The organism is Desulfobacter sp., from assembly GCF_050177295.1.
Genome location: NZ_JBFXHE010000373.1, coordinates 1 through 4,496, shown reverse-complemented (window position 1 = coordinate 4,496; position 4,496 = coordinate 1). Strand labels below are relative to the sequence as shown.

3 protein-coding genes are annotated in these 4,496 nt (G+C 56.6%); all 3 read right to left on the bottom strand.

Features of this window, described 5'->3' with window-relative positions; all coding sequences use genetic code 11:
* Nucleotides 1–342 precede the first annotated feature (342 nt).
* The gene (locus AB7U36_RS19280; protein WP_428161274.1) at nucleotides 343–1,557 is read right to left on the bottom strand and encodes a hypothetical protein; all 1,215 of its coding nucleotides are present in this window, start codon (nucleotides 1,555–1,557) and stop codon (nucleotides 343–345) included.
* 151 nt (nucleotides 1,558–1,708) lie between these two features.
* Nucleotides 1,709–3,262 (bottom strand): amino acid adenylation domain-containing protein, encoded by a 1,554-nt coding sequence (locus tag AB7U36_RS19275; protein WP_428161273.1) that lies wholly within the window; start codon nucleotides 3,260–3,262, stop codon nucleotides 1,709–1,711.
* Nucleotides 3,263–3,265: 3 nt separating this feature from the next.
* The coding region (locus tag AB7U36_RS19270) for an SDR family oxidoreductase (RefSeq protein WP_428161272.1) at nucleotides 3,266–4,496 on the bottom strand (1,231 nt) is incomplete at its 5' end.

Genomic DNA, 4,496 nt, shown 5'->3' with positions numbered 1-4,496 from the left:
ATCACCTGCTACCGGGGAAACCGTAAAAATATTTTATGCGGCAGTGCCTGCCAATCACTGGGGTATCCTGTATATTATTCCTGAAAAAAAACAGAATAGCCTCCCTGGAAATAAGGACGGATGACCCGATTTTAACTTGAAAAGGAATTAGCTTATGCCGCCTATGGTGATTGTATATTTGGTTCTTTCTTTTGTTGTGGGTATTCTTGGCAGAAAAACCTTTCTCGGTTTCTGGGGGAATTTTTTCTTCTCACTGTTTTTCACCCCTGTCCCGCCAATGATCTATATCCTTTTGAACCGGATCTTTAACAAGATTTTTATAAAGAAAACCGCTTAGTGCCCCTATTCGGTATAGAAGGGGCTGTCAAACAGCTTGCGTTGATACCCCAGGCACTGGTACCCGTTTTCATTGATGATGGGGATCATGTCGGTGTCAATGTCAAGGGTCTTGCGCACCCAGTAGCAGATGGACATGGAGATGCCAAAGCTGCGCCCTGTCTGCTGGAATCGCTTGAATTGTTCCAGGCAGAAGTTGCGTTCCGGTGCTGTGCGCTGCCGTTGTTTTTTATGGTCCTGGTTCTCCGGTGCCAGATAGAGGGTGTAGAGGCGCCGGGCCTGGTCCGGATCAAAATGTTCCAGCAGTTGCCCGATCCAGGCCAGGGTGGCCGGGGATACGGTGAGGAACTCGGGTTTGAAATTGACAATGCCGTTCCGGTGGAGTCTCCCGAAAAATTCGGACATCACTTCGTCGTTCAGATATGAGGGAAAAATGGGCTGAACCAGGGCGGATTCGGACAGGATGCCCCGCTTCTGGCAGGCCCGGACCGCAGCCATCCGTTCCGGAACCGGTGCTGCGAAAGGTTCAAGCAAAAGGCGCAGGGAATCGGGCATGATGGAGACACTGGTATTGAACTGCATCTTTCCTTTGAGCTGCTCAAAAAGGTCGATAATCCGCACCCCGTCCCGGGCATACATCAGGTGTTTGATCCCGGCTTTGGAGGCAATGAAAAGCCTTGCCTTGGAATCCGGATACCTTTCATAGTGGCGGATAAAGGTGTTGAGTATCCTGTGGGCGATGCCGGTCTGGAGGGTGGGCTCCTGAAGGGCCTCGGTCTTTGCCGAATAATAATAGTAGTGTTCCTCGTGCCGGTGTTTTTCCAGAATGGGTTCCAGGAGCTGGTCGTAATTTTCATAGGCGCTAAGGGTATGCTCATGAACCCCGTCGGTGACCAGGCAGTAGAGGCAGCCCACCTGGCAGCCCTGCACCGGACTCACCTCGTAGGTAAGGGTGGGACAGTGGGAGGTATAGTTGTGGATTTCCAGGTCGTTGCCAAGATCAATCGGGCCCAGGTCCACCCGGGGCCTGGGGATGGCGGTACGCGCCTCCCAGCGGGCCATGAATGAGCGGCATCCCGCGGTGAACAGATCCATGGTTGCCTCATCCGGTGTAACGCTTACCCCGAGGGCCCTGAGGTCTTTTGTCCCCATCATCCTGGGCGCAAACCCTTTCAGGTTGTAAATATCCGGCTGGTTATCGTAAATCGGTGTCAATTCCATTTATCTGTTTTTTCCTTTATTGTTTCGTAAAAGGTTAGAATCCCGCCTTTAGGCAGGTCGCATTTTGCCGGCACTTGCTTTATCGTCAATTTCTTATTTTTTCCCCATTTTTCTGGCTAAATAGGCGAAGCTAAAGCCCACCTCTCCCGGGTTAGAGCCGCCCCAGGGTTCCAGGGTCGGCCAGGGCTGCCCCGTCCACCTTACCGTTGGCGTTCAGGGGGAGGCTGGGCAGTTCTGCCATGCGTCCCGGGATCATCTGGACCGGCAGGGTATCCTTCAAATACTCCTTAATGCTGTGAAAAAATGCGTCGGTGCCTGTCTGTCCGGCACACCTGACCACATAGGCGGCCAGGCCTGTTTCCCCGTTCCCGCGGGTAAAGGGCCGGACATGGGCCTGCCTGACTTCCGGGTGGGCCAGCAGGGCTGTCTCCACCTCAATGGTTTCGATACGGCAGCCCCTGATTTTGATCTGGTGATCCTTCCTGCCCCTGAAATAGATCTGTCCGTCCTGGCCCAGCAGCCCCAGGTCCCCGGTCCGGTATATGCGGCTGAAGGCAGGGTCCTCTTTTTCCGGGTCATACAAAGGATTGGCCGTAAACCCCTGGGCGGTCTTCAGGGGCTGGTTCAGGTACCCGGCACTGACCTGGTCTCCGGAGATGCAGATCTCACCGGTCCTGCCCGGCGGACAGGGGGCAAGGTTCTCATCCAGCAGCATCACTTTCATGCCGGGCAGAGCCTGTCCCAGGGGATAATCGGACAGGGGCCGGGTAATGGGAAATGCCGTGACATAGGCCGTGGTCTCGGTTGGACCGTAGATATTGAACACCTCATAACTTCTGGGCACAAATTCACGGAGCACCTCCCCGCCGGTGAGCAGGCGGCGTAAATGGGGATTGTCAAAGGCCTGCATATACGCCTCCCCCACCCGGGTGGTCAAAAAGGAGAGATGGATCTTATGGCGCATATAGTACCGGTGAAGGGCCACAAGGGAGATGCGCTCCTCCTCTCCCAGCAGAAAGACCCGGGCCCCTGCGGCCAGGGGCGCGTAAAGGTCCATTACAAAGGCGTCAAATGAGACCGTGGCAAAGGCCGCCACCCGGGTGTCTGTTGTGATATTGTTAAATGCATTGTGCCGCCGGGCAAATCCCAGGACATTGGCATGGGTAAAAACCACCCCCTTGGGGTTACCCGTGGTGCCGGAGGTATAGTAAACCAGCATGGGGGTGTCCCCGGACAACAGATTTTCCCGGGCTGCCTGGGCCTGGCGCAGGGATTCGGACTGCCGTGCGCCGGTCTGCCATGTTTCCGATTGCCATAAATCCGCTGCCACCGTCTCGCAGGGGCAGCCCGGGAACCGGTGTGCCAGGTCCTGGTGGGTCAGGATAAAAGGAGCCCCCGTATCTTCAAAAATATACCTGGCACGGTTCAGGGGGATATCTGCGGCCAGCTGCACGGCAGTGGCCCCGGTCTTTATCACCCCCAGGGCCCAGACAACGCAGTCCAGTCCCCGGTTCAGCACCACCGGGATGGCCATCCCCTTTGTGCAGCCGGCTGAGATCAGTTTCTCCGCTGCCAGGCTGCTGAAAAGATCCAATTCCCGAAAGGTCAGTTTCTGGGCAGTCTCACCCTTGTAGCAAAGGGCCGGGGCATCGGGGCATTGTCCGGCCAGGTCACCCAGCATCCGGGTATAGGTTGCGTGTTCCATATGTTATCCAGTCCTTTCACCAGTATGATTCGTTTCAAAACCCTGGTCCAGGGTCAGTGCCCGGTCCAGAACGGCTTTGGCCAGTTCCCGGGTCATTTTGGGCCAGACAAATTCCTGATTCGCCAGCAGGGCAAGGGTCCAGTCCATTTTTATCTCACCGCCGAAAATTTCGCCCTCTGCCTTCTCCCTTTCCTGCTGGCCTATCCATGCCAGGTACTCCCGGGCAGCCTCTTCCCGGTCACCTGGCCCGACCTGGCCCATGATCCGCAGTTGCGCTTTCAGGGCTGTAACCGGAAGCTGGACAATGGCCTCTTTTCTGGGCAGGGCCATGGAAAGGATTTGGGATATGGCAACCTGGTGGGGGTTGTCGATGTGGAAAATCCCCGGTCCGTGATATGTCTGACCGGCAAGGAGGCAGATGGCCTGGGCAGCCTGGTCCACAAAGTTCGGCCCCATCTTGCCGGTCCCGTCCATTGCCAGACCTGTTTTTGCGATCATCCGGGCCAGGCGCAGAAACATGTTGCTTGGCGCGGCCTGGGGGAACCGGTGATTTACCGTGTCAAGGATCAGGTTTCCGGTACGGAAGATCAGGCAGTCCAGACCGTTGTCCCTGGCCCTGAGCACCCGTTTTTCCGCTGCCTGCTTTGTCCGGGAGTAATGGTTCCGGGCAGGTGGGCCCGCATCCTGGGTAAGTTCGGAAAACCCCGGCAGGTTGACCGCGCTCAGGGTGGAGATATGGGCAAACCGGCAGTGTCCGTACCGGGCGGCCAGTTCCAGCAGATGTTCTGTGGCCGTCACATTGGCCGCAGTCAGCAGTTCCGGGCTGCCGTAGTGGTTGACGGCGGCTGCCGAGTGAAGGATCATATCCAGGTGGGGAAGACAGGTTTCCAGGGCATCCACATCCCGGGAACGGCTCAGGTCCGCCCTGACAGGGATGATGCGTTTTCGGTCCAGCATACGTTCAGCGTCCGCCCTGCCGAAATAAAAGGCAAGGCTTGTATGCAGCCGCTGCCAAGGATCTTTTTCGCCCCTTACCGGCACCAGAATTGTAGCCCTTGTCCGGTCCTGGTACGCTTTTAAAAGAAATGCGCCGAGATAGCCTGTGGCCCCGGTGATCATAATTGTGTGCAGCGGGAGGGGACTGCCTTTTGAAAGACGGGCCGCACTAACCAAAAGGGCCTGGAAATTCGGGACTACCCCGGCGACCTGATGATGACCTGTATGCACAACTGGG